A 16,029-nucleotide genomic window follows, 5' to 3' on the forward strand; every position below is an offset into this window, starting at 1 on the left:
TTACTTAAGGAATAATTCCTAAACAAACCTCCCCCTATACCTCTCCACCCACATCGCCGTCGCACCGCATACGGCAACTGGCATGATGAACAGATTCAGGATGGGGATCATCGTAAACAGGCTGACGACAGCGCCGAACTGAACGTTGCGAACCTTCTCTTGGCTTAGGGTCAGCTTCATGTCAGAAAAACTGATTTTATGGTTGTCGAACGGATAGTCGTTGTACTGGATGGAAAGCATCCAGGCGCTGAACAGAAACCACAGAACAGGAAAGATGGTCTGACCGACTCCGGGAATAAAATACAGCACAAGCAGAAGCAGCGCGCGGGGCAGGTAGTAGACCAGCTTGAGCCACTCGCGTTTCATAATGCGAGGGATGTCTTTTACTAAGCCAAAAATGCCGGTATCCGGTAGAGGCTTTCCGGTTAGCTTCGCCTCTAACTGTTCAGCCAGCAGGCCGTTAAAGGGCGCGGCTATCCAGTTGGCTATTGTGCTAAAGAAGTAGCCGAAAATTAGTAAAATGGATACAACGGCAAGTGGCCATAGCAGGTAGCTTAACCATTGAAGCCAGTCGGGAACGTAGCTCATCATCGAGGGGATCCATTCCCCCAGTTTGCCGTATAGCCACCAGAAGGCGCCTCCGACTAGGAGAATGTTGACCATCAGCGGCAAAATCACAAAACGCCGGATACCCGGTGTTCTTACCAGCTTGAAGCCTTGAGTGATGTAGTGAAAGCCGCTTTTTTCAGGCAAATTTTGTCGAACTGAGTCTTGTGTCATGCGTTAAAGTTCCCGTTATAAACGCAAATCAGGTTATCATATCCTATGATAAATACATTACTAACTTTGTGAAGACTAAAAAGTAGGCATAAAAGCGGAAAAAATCGTATTTATCGCGAATAAAGATCAGCATAGACTTGCACTTGGATACGCAGGCAAATAGATTATGTATACTTTACATAGTTCGAGTAGTCGGAAGGCGGCAAGCAAGTGAATCCCTGAGACCACGATCGCGATGTGACCAGAGGGTGAACGATGGCAGCCAACGCGTCGGCAGCTTGAAGTATGACGAGAATAGGTAAATGTTTGCCGCGGTGGCACGTATAAAAAGCAGAGATAGCAACGATGCAGAATTTGCGTCTGGTATTGATAGTAGTTGGCGCTATAGCAATCTTAGCGTTATTAATACACGGCCTATGGACTAGCCGTAAAGAACGCTCATCAATTTTTCGTGATAAACCGCTAAAGCGCGGGATAACACAGAAGAAAGAACAGTCTTTCGACTCACTGGACGAAGGTGTTGGTGAGGTTCGCGTGCGTCCTGCGTTTATCCCATCGGCCGATCCCTTGTCTTCATCATCTTCTGAACAGAAGCAGGAAGAAGAACCTGAGATGTCATTCTCTTTGACATCAGATGCCATTGAGGAGACTCAGAGTGGTGTTCGCGAGCCATCCCCTGTGCAAATGTCTTTTGATGATGTCCTGCTTGGCGATAATGAACCTGAAGCACCCGTACAGCAAGAAATTGCGCCTGAACCTATCGCCGAACAGCAAATCGAACAACATGCTGCACCAGCTCCAGAGCTAGTGAAAGAACTGGTTATCGTTTTACACGTATCGGCGCTTAACGGCGGTACGATCGCAGGAGAGCCTCTTCTGCAAAGTATTTTGCATGCGGGCTTCAAGTTTGGTGCGATGAATATTTTCCATCGCCATGTGGATCCTGCCGGTAGCGGAGCGGTTCTGTTTAGCTTAGCGAATATGGTGAAACCAGGCTCGTTTGATCCAGAGCACATGGCCGATTTCTCAACGCCGGGCGTGTCTATTTTTATGATGGTGCCTTCCTACGGCGATGCCAATCAGAACTTTAAGCTGATGCTGCAGTCTGCACAGCGCATAGCGGACGAGGTCGGGGGCGTTGTTTTAGACGAGTCTCGCCATATGATCACGCCCCAGAAGCTGGAAACGTACAAAACGCAAATCCGGGAAGTGCTGGAAAATACGGCTAAGCCAGCAAAGTAATACAATCTGTTTTTATTTAGCAAACCCCCGCCAGTCGGGGGTTTTTTATCATATAGATGGTGAAATATGTCGTCATTAGAGCAGCGTTTAAATCAACTTCGCGACCAACTGCGTCATCATGAATACCTTTATCACGTACTGGATGCGCCAGAAGTACCGGACGCCGAATACGATCGCCTGATGCGCGAGCTGCGCGAGCTTGAAGCTGAACATCCTGAACTGATTACTGACGATTCACCGACACAGCGCGTTGGCGCTGCCCCGCTTTCTGCTTTCGATCAGGTGACTCACGAAGTGCCAATGCTGTCTTTGGACAACGTGTTCGATGAAGCCAGCTATCTGGCGTTTGATAAGCGTCTGCACGATCGGCTGAAGAGTGATGACGAAATAGCCTTTTGCTGTGAGCTGAAGCTAGATGGTTTGGCAGTAAGCCTGCTGTATGAAGACGGTCGCTTGGTACAGGCTGCAACTCGAGGTGATGGAACCACAGGTGAGAATATCACCTCCAACGTGAGGACTATTCGGGCCATACCGCTGCGTTTAAAGGGCGAAGGCATTCCCCGCCGCCTAGAAGTCCGCGGTGAGGTGTTTATGCCTCAGTCAGGCTTTGAGGCGTTGAACGATCATGCGCGCCGTAATCATGAAAAAATATTTGCCAACCCGCGCAATGCTGCTGCGGGCTCTTTGCGCCAGCTCGACCCTCGCATTACGGCCAAAAGACCTCTGACCTTTTTTTGCTACGGTGTTGGCCTAATCGAAGGCGGAGAGCTGCCGAGAAGCCATATGGCACGTTTGCAAACCTTTAAAGCGTGGGGGTTACCCGTAAGCGACCGCATTCGCCTGTGTCAGAGCAGTGAAGAAGTGCTGGCGTTCTATCATCAGGTTCAGGAGGACAGGGCGACACTGGGCTTTGATATCGACGGTGTGGTTATTAAAGTCGACTCTTTGGACCTTCAGGAGACGCTGGGATTTGTCGCCAGAGCTCCCCGTTGGGCAACCGCCTTTAAGTTTCCCGCTCAGGAACAAATGACTGTTGTGCGTGATGTGGAATTTCAGGTTGGACGCACCGGCGCTATTACGCCTGTTGCTCGCCTGGAGCCCGTTAGCGTCGCTGGGGTGACGGTCAGCAACGCGACGCTGCACAACGCTGATGAAATTGCTCGTTTGGGGCTATGTATTGGCGATACCGTTGTGATCCGACGTGCAGGGGACGTGATCCCTCAGGTTGTTGGTGTAATCGAAGCGCAGCGCCCATCTGATGCTAAGGCAATTGTTTTTCCCAGCGCTTGTCCTGTATGTGGTTCAGACATTGAGCGCATTGAAGGAGAGGCCGTGGCCCGCTGTACCGCAGGCTTAGTATGTGCCGCTCAGCGTAAAGAAGCGCTCAAGCACTTTGTCTCTCGCCGGGCGATGGACGTTGAGGGAATGGGAGATAAGATTATCGAGCAGTTGGTGGATAAAGAGTACGTTAAAACGCCTGCTGATCTATACCGCTTGAGCCTCGGCATTCTTACCCGCCTTGAGCGTATGGGTCCCAAGTCGGCACAGAACCTGTTAGAGGCTCTGGAAAAGTCGAAGAGCACTACACTAGCGCGTTTCCTATTTGGATTAGGGATCCGCGAAGTGGGCGAGGCGACGGCCGCCAATTTAGCATCACACTTTGGTTCTCTTCAGGCAATTGAACAGGCCGATATTGACGCGTTAAAAGAAGTACAGGATGTCGGTGAGGTTGTCGCTAAGCACACCTACCACTTCTTTAAGGAAGAGCACAATCAGGCGATTCTAGCTGAGCTTGTAGGGCCTGAAATTGGTATTCATTGGCCTGCACCCGTCATGATTGTGGCTGAAGAAATTGATAGCCCGTTTGCGGGCAAAACAGTAGTGCTAACCGGATCTCTTAGTCAGATGTCGCGTGACGATGCTAAGGCGCGCTTAATTGCGCTAGGTGCCAAGGTGAGCGGCAGCGTGTCTAAGAAAACTGACATGGTGATTGCCGGTGAAGCCGCAGGCTCTAAACTTGCCAAGGCGCAGGAGTTAGATATTCCTGTCATTGATGAAGCGGAAATGCTGCGTCTGCTGGGCGTGTAGATTCAGGTTATAGAGATGATAGAAAAAACTCACCTGATAAAAATTGCCAATACGCCCATGCCGTTTGGTAAATACAAAGGGCGTATGCTGGTCGATTTGCCGGACGAGTATCTTTTGTGGTTCTCTAAAAAGGGCTTTCCAAAAGGTGAACTTGGCGAACTGATGGAGCTCACGCTGGCTTTGAAGATTGAGGGGCTGGATAGTGTGATTAGGCCTTTGAAGGGGCGAGCATAAAGGTGCGTACGGCAGAATGAACGGGGCTTTAAATCCCTCGTTTTTTATTTATAAGCGTTTTTATTTATCGATAAAAAACAGGTACAAAAAAAGCGCCTTAAGCGCTGAGATAAATAATGGTGGGTCGTATAGGATTCGAACCTATGACCAATTGGTTAAAAGCCAACTGCTCTACCGACTGAGCTAACGACCCGATGTAGACTTGATAGTTGGTGGTGGGTGATACCGGGTTCGAACCAGTGACCCCCTCCTTGTAAGGGAGGTGCTCTCCCAACTGAGCTAATCACCCCAAAAACTATCTTGATGAGAACGCTGGTGGGTGATACCGGGTTCGAACCAGTGACCCCCTCCTTGTAAGGGAGGTGCTCTCCCAACTGAGCTAATCACCCTGAAACCGCGTACTCTCATCATTACTACTAAAACTACTAAATCACACGAAAAGATGGTGGGTGATACCGGGTTCGAACCAGTGACCCCCTCCTTGTAAGGGAGGTGCTCTCCCAACTGAGCTAATCACCCTTCTCGTGTGGAGTCGCATTATAGGGAACGAACCAACTGAGTCAATGGTTTTTTCTACGAATCTGACCGTTCGTCGTAAAATTAGTCACCCTCACGGTATTTTTTCTGACTCAGGGCGTTTGGATTGCGCAGGGACATTGAGGATTCAACGGTGAGTGGTAGAATGTGGGCTACTTTTTTATCGCACCCGCTAGCTGTGCTGTAGTTCGCGACAGGCGATAGTGTTTATACCACCTTGAACAAGGCCAACGTTGAATGTCCATGAAAATAAAAACACGTTTTGCTCCAAGCCCAACGGGAGATCTCCACGTTGGCGGCGCTCGTACCGCTCTTTACTCTTGGCTTTTTTCTCGTCACTTTGGCGGCGAATTTGTTTTACGCATTGAAGATACCGATCTGGAGCGTTCAACTCAGCAGGCAATTGACGCCATTATGGACGGTATGAACTGGCTTAATATCGACTGGGACGAAGGCCCTTACTTTCAGACCAAGCGTTTCGATCGCTATAATGCAGTTATCGATGAAATGCTGAAAGCGGGGACAGCCTATAAGTGCTACTGTTCCAAAGAGCGCCTAGAGCAGCTTCGCGAAGAGCAAATCGCCCGTGGAGAAAAGGCTCGCTACGATGGCCACTGCCGCGACAGCGCTTGCCAACACGGCGACAGCGAACCGCACGTTGTGCGTTTTCGCAATCCGCAGGAAGGCTCAGTTATTTTTGATGACAAGATCCGCGGGCCGATTGAGATTGGTAACCAGGAGCTGGACGACCTAATTATTCGTCGGACAGACGGTTCTCCGACCTACAACTTCTGTGTGGTCATTGACGACTGGGATATGGAAATTACCCACGTTATCCGTGGTGAAGACCACATTAACAATACGCCGCGTCAGATCAATATTCTGAAAGCGCTGGGCGCCCCAGTGCCGGAATATGCCCACGTTTCCATGATTCTGGGTGATGATGGTCAGAAACTGTCTAAGCGTAACGGTGCTGCCAGCGTGATGCAGTATCGCGATGCAGGCTACTTGCCAGAGGCACTGCTTAACTATCTGGTACGTCTGGGCTGGTCTCATGGCGATCAGGAAATCTTTAGCGTTGATGAAATGAAAGAGCTGTTTACGCTAGATGCAGTTAGCAAGTCCGCCAGTGCGTTCAATACCGAAAAGCTGCTGTGGTTAAACCACCATTACATCAACCATCTGCCTCCTGAGCGCGTAGTGGTTCATCTGGCATGGCAAATTAACCAGCTGGGTTACAATACGCAGAATGGCCCCGAACTGGTCGATATCGTCAAGCTGTTGGGGGAGCGCTGCAAGACGCTTAAAGAGATGGCAGAGTCCTGCCGCTACTTCTATGAAGAGTTTGATGAGTTCGATGCCGATGCAGCGAAAAAGCATCTGCGCCCGGTCGCTAAAGAGCCGCTGGAGCGAGTGCGCGATAAAATCAGTGCCGTTGTTGACTGGACTGTTGAGAACGTCCATCAGGCCATTGAGGGAACAGCCACTGAACTGGAAATCGGCATGGGTAAAATTGGTATGCCTCTGCGTGTTGCCGTCACTGGCTGTGGTCAGTCACCGTCAGTTGATGCAACAGTCCACGCGATTGGTAAATCCCGCTCGCTGGCGCGTATTGATAGAGCGCTGGCGTTTATTGATGAGAGGGCGGCACAGCAGTAGCCATATGCGTTAGCCGCGAAAAAGCCGGGCTTTGCCCGGTTTTTTATAGACGGCACAGGCGATTTGCTCTCTTTTTCAGCATTTAAACAATTTGTTTTAATTAGGCGTTGACAGACATCCCCCATGTTTCATATTATGCGCCCGTTCCGTTGAGACAGCATCTTGCTGGGGCAGCGAAAACGATTTGGGGTTATAGCTCAGCTGGGAGAGCGCTTGCATGGCATGCAAGAGGTCGACGGTTCGATCCCGTCTAGCTCCACCAAATTATAAGAGGCCGATGCGAAAGCATCGGCCTTTTTCGTTATGCATTATGCAAAGTTATGCATTAAAAAGGGCCTTACGGCCCTAAATGCATTTATATGGCTTCTTGTTTACTTCAACATCGTCGACATCGCTGAGAAGCAGTTCAGAATGCGGATCGCGGACTGAACGGACTCGGCGTTGAAGCCAACTTCATCGCTTGCCAGTCTTTCCACAATCGGCAGTTGGCCAAACAGGTCAGCCAGCGCTGGAGTTTGGGTTTGCAGACGGCAGGTAATAGGTGGCTCGATTTTGAAAGGCTGCCACTGGGATGGGTTTTCCACCAGCATGCGGGCTGCGTCGTAAATAGCGCGGCAGGACTCTTCCGGCGTAATAGATAGGCCGCTGTTTTGCCCTTCGGCCTGCTTAGTTTCCACGAAAGTGACTTCCGGAAAGAGCGGTAGGGTTTCTTCGATAAATACGTCATCGCCGGCGATAAGGGCGACAGGAACGCCGAATTCGCCCGCCAGTGCGCCGTACAGGCCTGCTTCACCCAGTTCCATATCGTTCAGCCAAATGCGGGAAAACGCAAAGCTGTTGATGGTATGGGCCAGAATGCCGCGGGTTTTTGACTTAGAGTGGTAGCCAATCATAAACATGGCGTCAGGAGCGCGCTCAACGCCGGAGGCCATGCTCAGATAGCGAGGCTTGCCCTGAAGCAGCAGTGCGCGCGGATCGATGCGATCGGCGATGATGTTGCGAAAACTGCCGTGGGAGTCGTTGACAATCACCTCTTTTGCCCCGCCGTCCAAAGCGGCGCGTACGGCGGCGTTGGCTTCATTGGTCATCCAGATGCGGGCGCGTTCATATTCACCGTTGCCCGGGCGTACCTGCTCGGGATGAAATACGCCAGCGACGCCTTCAATGTCGGTCGAGATAAGTATTTTCACAGTCGAACTCTCCTTTATGATACGAGTAAATTCTGTAGGTCTGGCGCCAGATCGCGCAGCGAGACTCGGCGATGGCCGTCTCGTCCTTCCGTTGTTGTTGCATGCCACAGCGCGTGAATTATTGCCTGTTCAACGCTGTCGGCGGTAGCCTGAAACAGTGGATCCATCAGCGCATCGTGCAGAAAGGCAACGGAAGGCATAGGGCGATCGGTTTGCTGAGGGAGGGTATAGGCGGTCGAGAAGGCCAGAGAGATATCGCCGCTGCCGTTGCCAAAAAAGGCACCCGTGCGCGACAGGCCTACGCCAGCCCGCAGAGACAGACGCCGCAGCTGGCGTGAGTCCAGCGGTGCATCTGTGGCGACGATCATAATGATGGATCCCTTTTCTTCCGTTAGCGGTCGCTGCTCAAGCCGCTCTTTTAGCAACGTTCCCAGATGTTTGCCTGCTAGTGTAAAGGTCGGCAGGCGGCCAAAGTTGGATAAAACCAGAGCGCCGACGGTGTAGGTTTGCCCTGTCGCCAGCGTAGCGACGCGGGAAGCAGAACCAATACCGCCTTTAAGCTCGAAGCAGGACATGCCACGCCCCGCGCCCACCGCACCTTGGGTAAACTGTGTGTCGGCAGCGCCTAGCGCCGCAGCGTAGTGGCTGTCGTTAAGGATCATCGCCTGAATGTCATTGAGATAGCCGTCGTTGCACTCAAAGACAAGCGGATTCACCGTTGACCAGGCTCTGCCGACTTCCGGGTTCTCATTAATTGACTGGCGGATTTGTGCCTGCGCCATTGCGCCGACAGAGAACGTATTGGTGAGCGCAATAGGCGTTTCTAACACGCCAAGCTCTTCAACCTGTACCAGTCCTACGCTTTTTCCAAAGCCATTAAGCACGGTTGCGGCAGCGGGAACCTTATCGCAAAACAGGTTCCCAGAGTGGGGCGTAATCACTGTGACACCGGTCTGATGGATGCCGTCGCTGACGGTACTGTGCCCGACCTTTAGGCCTGATACGTCAGTAATAAGGTTGTTTTTTCCTGCGGGAAGCAAGCCGATACAGGGGGGAAGCGCGGGCGTGGTCATGGAGGAAGTCTTCTTTTTCTTATTCAGGACGATAACGCGTTGTATCACAGAGCACATCAAGACTCTGCGATACAACGCGTATATTTTACTATTTCTGGTCGATTTTTGGGTCTAACGCATCGCGTAGCCCGTCGCCCAGCAGGTTAAACGCTAGCACTGTCAGGAAAATGGCGATACTAGGGAAAATAGCGACATGAGGCGCCATCACCATATCCGCACGGGCTTCGTTAAGCATCGCGCCCCATTCCGGCGTTGGCGGCTGTGCGCCCATCCCCAGAAATGACAGGCTGGCAGCGGTGATGATCGAAGTGCCTATACGCATGGTGAAATAGACCACAATCGAGGACACGGTGCCGGGCAGGATGTGCCGCATAATGATGGTCCAGTCCGACGCTCCTAGGCTGCGAACCGCCTCAACGTAAGTCAGGTTTTTAATCACCAGCGTATTGCCGCGAACTAGCCGAGCAAAGGCGGGAATACTAAAAATCGCCACCGCAACGATAACGTTTGTCATGCCGCTACCCATAATGGCGACGACGCCGATTGCCAGTAGAATACCGGGGAAGGCGAACAGCACATCGGAGATGCGCATGGTGATACGATCCCACCAGCCTTCATAGTATCCGGCCATCAGTCCCATAAAGGTGCCAATAACGGCGCCGAGAGCGACGGAAAAGAAGCCTGCGGCCAGAGAGATTTTAGTACCGGCGATGATGCGGCTAAAAATGTCTCTACCCAGCGAATCAACCCCAAACCAGTGCAGTGCGGAAGGGCCTTCGTTGAGCTGGTCATAGTCAAAGTAGTTTTCTGGATCGAAAGGCGCAATCCAGGGGCTAAAAATGGCGATAACCACCAGCAGCAGAACGAAAATACCCGCTGCCACAGCGACGTGCTGTTTGCGAAACTTGCGCCAGAACTCGCTCCACGGCGTACGGACGTTTTTAGCACCGGAGCCGGATGCGGCAGTCGGTTCGACGGTCGTTGATGAACTCATATCGGCTCCTCCTATTTGTACTTGATCGTGGGGTTAATGGCGGCGTAGAGCATATCGACGATCAGGTTGATCAGAATAAACTCTAGAGAGAACAGCAGCACTTCAGCCTGAATAACCGGATAGTCGCGGGCATCAACGGAATCCACCAGCAGGCGGCCGAGCCCGGGCCAGTTAAAGACTTTTTCCACGACGATTGAGCCGCCTAGCAGAAAGCCGAACTGAAGCCCCATCATGGTGACTACTGGGATCATGGCGTTGCGCAGGCCGTGCTTAATGACCACTACGCGCTCTTTCAGGCCTTTTGCCCTTGCTGTACGGATAAAGTCTTCCTGCAACACTTCCACAAAGGAGGCGCGGGTGAAGCGCGCCATCACGGCTGCAACGGCAGCGCCTAGCGTAATGGAAGGCAGAATATAGTGTTTCCAGCTCTCCGCACCGACGGTTGGCAGCCAGCCGAGGTTGACGGAGAAAACCTGCATTAACAGCATCCCCAACGCAAAGGAAGGGAAAGAGATACCGGATACTGCCAGCGTCATGCCCAGCCTGTCGGGCCATTTGTTACGCCAAACGGCAGAAACGATACCAATGGCCATGCCGAAAATAACGGCCCAGACCATGCTCGTGACGGTAAGCCAGAATGTTGGCATAAAGCGAGAGGCAATCTCTTCGCTTACAGGGCGTTTAGTGCGAATTGAAGTACCAAAATCGCCCTGTATCATATTGGTAAAAAAGCTGACGAACTGTTGGGGCAGGGGCTTGTCTAGTCCAAGATCCTTGCGCACCATGTTAACGACGGTTTCGTCGGCTTCAGGGCCTGCCGCTAGCCGCGCGGGATCGCCGGGCAGCATGTGGACAAACAGGAACACTAATACCATAACGATAAGCAGCGTCGGTATCAGGCCCAGAAGTCGTTTTATAAAGTAACTCGACATGTTATGAACTCAGAAAACTGCACTTTCTTATAAAACGCGCCCCCCGATAAGAGGGCGCGTGGCGACATGGTTATTGCTTCAGATCGACATCGTCGAAGTTAAACGAACCGTCCAGAGTGATGTACATACCGCTCAGCGCCTTGCTGTGAACGTACAGCAGCTGGTCAGTTGTCAGGAAGATCCACGGGGCATCGGCCCAGACCTGATCCTGCACTTCTTTATACAGCTTGGCTTTTTCGTCACGGTTGGTGGTTTTCAGCGCTTCGATCAGGGCATTGTCCACTTTTTCGTTGCTGTAGTAGGCGGTGTTAAACATTTTCGGCGGCCAGGAAGCCTTAGACAGCAGCGGCGTCAGCGCGAAGTCTGACTCCATGGTGGAAGAAGACCAGCCCGCGTAGTACATGCGGACGCCCGCTTTGTCTGGCGTTGGTACGCTTTCTACTTTAGCAACGCGCTGACCGGGTTCCATCGCTTCGATTTGCACTTTTACGCCCACTTGGCCTAACTGCTGCTGAACAAATTGAATCACTTTTTGGGCGGTGGTGTTGTTGCCGTTGGCCCACAGTGTGGTAGAGAAGCCGTCAGGATAGCCCGCTTCTTTCAGAAGTGCCTTTGCCTTAGCGGGATCATACGGCCATGCGTTGTAGCTTATGGCAAAGTCTACGCCCTTGGGCACGACGCCTTCAGCCGGCATGGCATAGCCTGCAAAAGCGACTTTGGCGAGGGCCTGTTTGTTAACCGCATAGTTGAGAGCCTGACGGACTCTTACGTCATCAAACGGCTTTTGCAGCACGTTGAGGCTGACATAGCGCTGAATAATGGACGGTGATGAGACCATCACCAGCTTGTCATTTTTCTCCAGCAGCTTGGCCTGCTCAAAAGGAATGGTATAGGCAAAGTGCGCTTCACCGGTTTGCATCATGGCTGCGCGAGTGTTGTTTTCAACGACGGGTCGCCAGGTAATGGTGTCAACTTTGGGGAGCCCCTGTTTCCAGTATCCGTCGAACTTCTTCACCTTCATATAGTCGGTAGCGTTCCACTCTTCAAACTGAAATGGACCCGTGCCCACTGGGTGGAAGGCAATTTCCTTGCCGTACTTTTTCAGTGCGGCTGGCGAAATCATGATTGCTGAGGGATGCGCCAGCGAGTTGATAAAGGCGGAATAGGGGGCATCTAGCGTGATTTTTACCGTATAGGGATCGACCACTTCCGTCTTGGCAATGCGCTTAAACATGTTGTAGCGCTTAAGGTGGTTATCCGGGTTGGTCACGCGGTCGAAAACGGCTTTCACTGCCTCGGCGTTAAAGTCGGTGCCGTCGTGGAACTTCACGCCCTGACGCAGCTTAAAGGTATAGGTCAGGCCGTCCTCACTGGTGGTGTAGCTTTCTGCCAGCACGTTAATTAGCTTGGCGTCTTTATCGAAGCCGAACAGCCCTTGATAGAAGGACTTGGAAATAGCCTGAGACAGGGTGTCGTTAGCGTCGTAGGGATCCAGTGTGGTGAAGTTGGAGTAAACAGCGACGACAACGTCTTTGGCGGCAAATGCCGGCGAGGCCGAGAAGCCCGCCATAGCAATAAGACTAGCCGCCAGTAGCGTTCTTTTTGGTAATGAAACGATGGACATAGGTGAAGTCTCCGTGTGATGTTGTGTTGTTTTAATATATTCCGGCGATTTGGTGACGAGCGACAAAGTGGTTTTCGCTGACCTGAACCAGCGGCTGTACCACAGGCTCATCCCCTAACGCGCGTATTGGACTTGGAATTTCATCCGAGAGAGGTTCTCGCTTAATGTGGCGTCGGGCCGGATCGGCGATCGGCACGGCGGCCATCAGCTTTTTGGTGTAGGCGTGCTGTGGGTTTTCGAAAATCTCTCTTCTGGGGCCAATCTCAACGATTTGCCCGAGATACATAACTGCGACGCGATGGCTAATGCGTTCAACCACTGCCATATCGTGAGAGATAAACAGGAACGCCACGCCAAACTCTTTCTGAAGGTCGAGCATCAGGTTGATGACCTGCGCCTGAATGGAAACGTCCAGCGCGGAAACAGACTCATCTGCGACAATCACTTTCGGATTGAGCGCCAGAGCGCGGGCGATACAGATCCGCTGGCGTTGGCCGCCTGAGAATTCGTGCGGATAGCGCTTGGCGTGCTCCGGCAACAGGCCGACTTTCTCAAGCAGCCAGGCCACACGCTGCTCGGCCTCTTTACCGGTAGCAACGCCGTGAATCAGCAGCGGCTCCATGATGGAAAAGCCTACCGTGACGCGAGGGTCGAGAGAGGCGAAGGGATCTTGGAAAATAAACTGAATGTCCCTGCGCAGTGCCTGTAGCGATTTACCTTTTAGCTGATGAATTCTATTACCGCAAAACTCGATGGTGCCGCCCTGACTTTCCACCAGCTGTAGGAGGGAACGGCCTGTCGTTGACTTACCGCAGCCTGACTCACCCACCAGCGCCAGCGTTTCTCCCGGATAGAGGTCAAAGCTGACTTTTTCCACGGCGTGAACGCGCCGCTTAACACGGTTGAGAAGACCGCCGCGTACGTCAAAGCGGGTAATGAGATCGTGAACGCGTAAAATAGGCTCGCCTGTACGTTCTACCGTGCGTGGGGTTTCTTGTGCTTCGGTGACGCTGCTGTCGTTGACGCTTAGCAAAGGAAACTTGGCCGGAAGGTCGGTACCGCGCATCGCGCCCAGCTTTGGTACTGCTGACAGCAGCGCTTTGGTATACGGATGCTGGGGAGCGGCAAACAGAACGTCTGAATCGCCTTCCTCAACCTTTTCGCCTTTGTACATCACCAGAACGCGGTCGGCGACTTCAGCGACGACGCCCATATCATGGGTAATAAAGATCACCGCCATGTCCATCTCTTCCTGAAGCTCACGGATAAGCTGTAGGATTTGAGACTGGATGGTGACGTCCAGCGCGGTGGTTGGCTCGTCAGCAATGAGCAGCGACGGCCGACAGGAGAGCGCCATCGCTATCATTACGCGCTGCCGCATCCCGCCAGAGAGCTGGTGGGGGTAACGGTCAAGAACGTTTTCTGCTTCGGGAATACGCACTCTTTGCAGCATTTTTAGTGCTTCTGCCCGAGCGGTTGACCGGTCTTTCTTTTGGTGAAGTCGAATCGACTCGGCGATCTGCTCTCCCACGGAGAAGACGGGATTCAGGGAGGTCATTGGCTCCTGAAAGATCATCGCGATGTCAGCCCCCCGGATGCTGCGCATCGCCGCACCGTCGGCTTTAACCAGATCGAGCTGGTGTTCGCCGCGATTAAAAAGAATGCTTCCCTGAGTAATTTTACCGCCGCCCTGTTCTACGAGGCGCATCAGCGCCAGAGAGGTGACAGATTTTCCTGAGCCTGATTCACCGACGATAGCCAGTGTTTCCCCCTTTTTAATGCTGAATGAGAGGTTGCGCACAGCCTCAACAGTATGCTCGGATGTTTTAAACTGTACGCAAAGATTTTCGACAATAATCGCCGTGCCGTCGGAAGACGGCCTGGAAGTTTGCTTTTGTGTCACTGTGCGATCCCTGAGTTTGCTTTATTTTTATTGGTACTACTGCTACCGATCGGTAGTCTGGACGCCGTGGCTTATAGCGCCACTGTTATCGTCCGATTTTTGTGGCGAACCGAGAGTGTAAACCGCTTTATAAGAGCGGCTCTGCACGGCATCGGTTGCCACGTATGGTTTTTAAACAGTATTAACTGCGATAGATATCAACGAATGCGTCCTGGCCGACTCGCCCAACGCCGCGATACATGCCTTCTGTATTGAAGGGTAAGGCCACGTTGCCGAGGCTATCTACTGCAATCAGGCCGCCGTTGCCGTTAATTTTTGGCAGTTTTTCCATAACGACTTTGTGGCACGCCTCATCGAGAGTCAGCCCGGCATATTCAATCAGCGCTGAGACGTCATAGGCAGCAACCGCGCGCATAAACATTTCGCCAGTGCCGGTCGATGACACGGCGACAGTTTGGTTATTGGCATAGCATCCCGCTCCGATAATCGGAGAGTCGCCCACTCGGCCAACCTGTTTGTTCGTCATGCCGCCGGTAGAGGTTGCGGCAGCCAGATTGCCGCTGGCATCCAGAGCAACGGCGCCGACGGTGCCAAATTTTTTATCGGGATCGATAGGATCCCCTTGAGGTGCTTCTGCCGCTCGTGAGGCACCGTCGTGATCGAGAACGACGCCCTGATCCAGCAGCGCTCGCTGAAGCTGATCGTAGCGCGCCTGTGTAAAGTAGTAGTCAGTGCCGACCATTTCTATGTTTTGAGTTTTGGCGAACGCCTCTGCACCGTCACCGATAAACATCACGTGCCTGCTGTGCTCCATGACGGCTCTCGCCGCGAGGATAGGGTTGCGGATGTGGGTTACGCCCGCAACAGCCCCTGCATTCAGTGTTGAACCGTCCATGATGGCGGCGTCAAGCTCGTGAGTTCCGGAGTGGGTAAAGACCGCGCCTTTTCCAGCATTGAACAGTGGATTTTCTTCCAGCAGACGAACGGCTTCAGTCACAGCATCCAGTGCGCTGCCTCCGTTGGCTAGAATAGACTGCCCGGCAGTAACAATAGATGTTAGGGCGCTACGGTATTCGGCTTCTTTTTCAGCCGACATTGCGGAACGCGTGATCGCGCCAGCGCCGCCGTGGATAGCAATTACGGGTATACGACTCATTTCTTTCTGGGATCCGTTAGTGTGTTTGTGTCTGGAAATATCTTTTTTGCCAACCAGACTGTTTTTCTTTTCTATCCCTGAGCCTGTTTATATATTCCTTTATGTATCGCTGATAAATCGATTTTTTAACTGGGCCGCGTTTTCCCTATTTTTCGACTATATGTCTTTGGATCTTGCTCGTAAAGAGAAATGTCATACACAAACGGGTCTGGAGAGTGAAAAAAGGGCTGGCTAGCGATGAGAACGCATGAATAAGTTATAAGGATATTAATGTTAATAACTTATTTTTCCATAAGATGATAGGCGTGGATATTGTCTTTCATTTTTTAAATGAAATGATGTTTTATGATTAGGCGATTAGATAGAAATATATATTGTTATAGAGCGGTGTTATTAGGGCAACCTCTCTGTTATTTTCGCTTGAGTAGATGATTTCTTGTTAACCGGCATTTTTGTCCATCCTCTTTCCCTGTCCCCTATGTGATTTCTGTTAAACCAGTATGTTAAATTTGTTACTTTATGTTTTTTAAATGTTGTATAAATGATGTGGATTTTTGTTGAACATAGTATAATCACTTCAGGTTCTGCCTCATTCCTCCCGACAGCTGGGATGCCGC

12 protein-coding genes and 5 tRNA genes are annotated in these 16,029 nt (G+C 51.8%); 5 read left to right on the forward strand and 12 right to left on the reverse strand.

What is annotated here, in order from left to right; translation table 11 throughout:
* Positions 1 to 18: 18 nt before the first annotated feature.
* Positions 19 to 780 carry a sulfate transporter CysZ gene (gene cysZ, locus DQM29_RS05030; protein WP_111739596.1) on the reverse strand — a complete coding sequence of 254 codons (762 nt, stop codon included), beginning with the start codon at positions 778 to 780 and terminating at the stop codon, positions 19 to 21.
* A 345-nt stretch (positions 781 to 1,125) separates the two neighbouring features.
* Between cysZ and zipA the strand changes: the two genes are divergently transcribed.
* The 3 genes from zipA (at position 1,126) to DQM29_RS05045 (ending at position 4,344) form a co-directional block, all read left to right on the forward strand.
* The gene (gene zipA / locus DQM29_RS05035) at positions 1,126 to 2,022 is read left to right on the forward strand and encodes a cell division protein ZipA (protein ID WP_111739597.1); all 897 of its coding nucleotides are present in this window, start codon (positions 1,126 to 1,128) and stop codon (positions 2,020 to 2,022) included.
* 66 nt (positions 2,023 to 2,088) lie between these two features.
* Positions 2,089 to 4,110: an NAD-dependent DNA ligase LigA gene (ligA, locus tag DQM29_RS05040; protein WP_111739598.1), complete on the forward strand. Its 2,022-nt coding sequence runs from the start codon at positions 2,089 to 2,091 to the stop codon at positions 4,108 to 4,110.
* A 15-nt stretch (positions 4,111 to 4,125) separates the two neighbouring features.
* Positions 4,126 to 4,344 (forward strand): DUF3820 family protein, encoded by a 219-nt coding sequence (locus DQM29_RS05045; protein WP_111739599.1) that lies wholly within the window; start codon positions 4,126 to 4,128, stop codon positions 4,342 to 4,344.
* Positions 4,345 to 4,461: 117 nt separating this feature from the next.
* Here the strand turns inward: DQM29_RS05045 and DQM29_RS05050 are convergent.
* The 4 genes from DQM29_RS05050 to DQM29_RS05065 form a co-directional block, all read right to left on the reverse strand.
* Positions 4,462 to 4,537: transfer RNA gene (locus tag DQM29_RS05050), tRNA-Lys, on the reverse strand.
* 20 nt (positions 4,538 to 4,557) lie between these two features.
* A tRNA-Val gene (locus DQM29_RS05055) sits at positions 4,558 to 4,633 on the reverse strand.
* A 24-nt stretch (positions 4,634 to 4,657) separates the two neighbouring features.
* Positions 4,658 to 4,733: transfer RNA gene (locus DQM29_RS05060), tRNA-Val, on the reverse strand.
* A gap of 54 nt (positions 4,734 to 4,787) precedes the next feature.
* Positions 4,788 to 4,863 (reverse strand) — tRNA-Val (locus DQM29_RS05065).
* A 261-nt stretch (positions 4,864 to 5,124) separates the two neighbouring features.
* Here DQM29_RS05065 and gltX point away from each other — a divergent pair.
* Both gltX and DQM29_RS05075 read left to right on the forward strand, forming a co-directional pair.
* Complete coding sequence (gene gltX / locus DQM29_RS05070) at positions 5,125 to 6,540, forward strand: glutamate--tRNA ligase (protein WP_111741999.1); 1,416 nt, start codon at positions 5,125 to 5,127, stop codon at positions 6,538 to 6,540.
* 186 nt (positions 6,541 to 6,726) lie between these two features.
* Positions 6,727 to 6,802: transfer RNA gene (locus DQM29_RS05075), tRNA-Ala, on the forward strand.
* A 109-nt stretch (positions 6,803 to 6,911) separates the two neighbouring features.
* Here DQM29_RS05075 and DQM29_RS05080 read toward each other — a convergent pair.
* The 7 genes from DQM29_RS05080 to DQM29_RS05110 all read right to left on the reverse strand — a co-directional run bounded on the left by DQM29_RS05080 (position 6,912) and on the right by DQM29_RS05110 (position 15,412).
* Positions 6,912 to 7,730 carry a M55 family metallopeptidase gene (locus DQM29_RS05080; RefSeq protein ID WP_111739600.1) on the reverse strand — a complete coding sequence of 273 codons (819 nt, stop codon included), beginning with the start codon at positions 7,728 to 7,730 and terminating at the stop codon, positions 6,912 to 6,914.
* Positions 7,731 to 7,744: 14 nt separating this feature from the next.
* Positions 7,745 to 8,803 (reverse strand): DmpA family aminopeptidase, encoded by a 1,059-nt coding sequence (locus DQM29_RS05085; protein ID WP_111739601.1) that lies wholly within the window; start codon positions 8,801 to 8,803, stop codon positions 7,745 to 7,747.
* A gap of 88 nt (positions 8,804 to 8,891) precedes the next feature.
* The gene (gene gsiD / locus DQM29_RS05090) at positions 8,892 to 9,797 is read right to left on the reverse strand and encodes a glutathione ABC transporter permease GsiD (RefSeq protein WP_111739602.1); all 906 of its coding nucleotides are present in this window, start codon (positions 9,795 to 9,797) and stop codon (positions 8,892 to 8,894) included.
* 11 nt (positions 9,798 to 9,808) lie between these two features.
* Positions 9,809 to 10,729 (reverse strand): glutathione ABC transporter permease GsiC, encoded by a 921-nt coding sequence (gene gsiC / locus DQM29_RS05095; protein ID WP_111739603.1) that lies wholly within the window; start codon positions 10,727 to 10,729, stop codon positions 9,809 to 9,811.
* A 70-nt stretch (positions 10,730 to 10,799) separates the two neighbouring features.
* The gene (gene gsiB / locus DQM29_RS05100) at positions 10,800 to 12,353 is read right to left on the reverse strand and encodes a glutathione ABC transporter substrate-binding protein GsiB (protein ID WP_111739604.1); all 1,554 of its coding nucleotides are present in this window, start codon (positions 12,351 to 12,353) and stop codon (positions 10,800 to 10,802) included.
* A gap of 31 nt (positions 12,354 to 12,384) precedes the next feature.
* A complete protein-coding gene (locus DQM29_RS05105; protein WP_232054948.1) occupies positions 12,385 to 14,211 on the reverse strand; it encodes a dipeptide ABC transporter ATP-binding protein in 1,827 nt (608 codons plus the stop codon).
* Between the two features lie 226 nt (positions 14,212 to 14,437).
* The gene (locus DQM29_RS05110; protein WP_111739606.1) at positions 14,438 to 15,412 is read right to left on the reverse strand and encodes an isoaspartyl peptidase/L-asparaginase family protein; all 975 of its coding nucleotides are present in this window, start codon (positions 15,410 to 15,412) and stop codon (positions 14,438 to 14,440) included.
* Positions 15,413 to 16,029: the final 617 nt, after the last annotated feature.

Source organism: Leminorella richardii (assembly GCF_900478135.1).
Classification (GTDB): Bacteria; Pseudomonadota; Gammaproteobacteria; order Enterobacterales; family Enterobacteriaceae; genus Leminorella; species Leminorella richardii.

Bases quoted from the DNA above. Each gene is read 5' to 3' on its own strand.
- DQM29_RS05110 (WP_111739606.1), bottom strand. From the start codon at position 15,412: ATGAGTCGTATACCCGTAATTGCTATCCACGGCGGCGCTGGCGCGATC.
- gltX (WP_111741999.1), top strand. From the start codon at position 5,125: ATGAAAATAAAAACACGTTTTGCTCCAAGCCCAACGGGAGATCTCCAC.
- zipA (WP_111739597.1), top strand. From the start codon at position 1,126: ATGCAGAATTTGCGTCTGGTATTGATAGTAGTTGGCGCTATAGCAATC.
- cysZ (WP_111739596.1), bottom strand. From the start codon at position 780: ATGACACAAGACTCAGTTCGACAAAATTTGCCTGAAAAAAGCGGCTTT.
- gsiC (WP_111739603.1), bottom strand. From the start codon at position 10,729: ATGTCGAGTTACTTTATAAAACGACTTCTGGGCCTGATACCGACGCTG.
- DQM29_RS05045 (WP_111739599.1), top strand. From the start codon at position 4,126: ATGATAGAAAAAACTCACCTGATAAAAATTGCCAATACGCCCATGCCG.
- gsiB (WP_111739604.1), bottom strand. From the start codon at position 12,353: ATGTCCATCGTTTCATTACCAAAAAGAACGCTACTGGCGGCTAGTCTT.
- gsiD (WP_111739602.1), bottom strand. From the start codon at position 9,797: ATGAGTTCATCAACGACCGTCGAACCGACTGCCGCATCCGGCTCCGGT.
- ligA (WP_111739598.1), top strand. From the start codon at position 2,089: ATGTCGTCATTAGAGCAGCGTTTAAATCAACTTCGCGACCAACTGCGT.
- DQM29_RS05085 (WP_111739601.1), bottom strand. From the start codon at position 8,803: ATGACCACGCCCGCGCTTCCCCCCTGTATCGGCTTGCTTCCCGCAGGA.